Source organism: Carboxylicivirga fragile (assembly GCF_050589805.1).
GTDB classification, from domain to species: domain Bacteria; phylum Bacteroidota; class Bacteroidia; order Bacteroidales; family Marinilabiliaceae; genus Carboxylicivirga; species Carboxylicivirga fragile.
In genome coordinates this window covers 1-613 of record NZ_JBNGOY010000128.1, presented here as the reverse complement: position 1 = coordinate 613, position 613 = coordinate 1, and the positions used below count along the sequence as shown (strand labels likewise).

General features: G+C 30.8%; 1 protein-coding gene. It reads left to right on the top strand.

Annotation, left to right across the window (positions count from 1 at the left end; all coding sequences use genetic code 11):
• Positions 1–136: 136 nt before the first annotated feature.
• The gene (locus tag ACRD7B_RS22785; protein ID WP_430826976.1) at positions 137–553 is read left to right on the top strand and encodes a phage integrase SAM-like domain-containing protein; all 417 of its coding nucleotides are present in this window, start codon (positions 137–139) and stop codon (positions 551–553) included.
• The last annotated feature ends 60 nt before the right edge of the window (positions 554–613 follow it).

The following is a 613-nucleotide window of genomic DNA, read 5'->3' as shown; positions in this document are numbered from 1 at the left end:
GGTCTAATTTGAAATAAAAAACCAAACGCCCAATAAATGGGCGCTGTAGAAGAGAATTTTATGAATCCCGACTTTAGTCGGTTAATAGTGAAAAACAATTGAAACCAATATAGGAAAAGGTTATGCATATCGCACTTTGAAACATTACCGTGTTTCAAGAAAAAAGCTTAGTGAATTCATTAATAAGCAGTTATTTTCTAAAGATTATTCAGTTGCTAATATTGATTATGATTTTTTAAATCGTTTCGATATGTATTTGAAATCTGAATATTCAATTCATCAAAATACGGCTTGGAATTACCATAAACATCTAAAGAGAGTTCTTAATTTGGCCGTGTCCATGGAGCATATTAATAAGAACCCTTACTCAAAATTTAAAGTCAAACTTGAAGAAGCACATCGAGATTTCTTAACTAAGGTCGAGTTGAGAAATCTTGAATTTAAAAATATTGACTTAGATCGCCTTTCGGTAGTGCGTGATATTTTTATTTTTGCATGTTATACTGGGCTTTCTTATGCTGGAATTACAAATAAAAACCGGACGTTTTTTTAAGACCTTAAGCCGCAATTAAAACTTGGTAATAATTTAATTCATATTCAATGGGAGTTACAT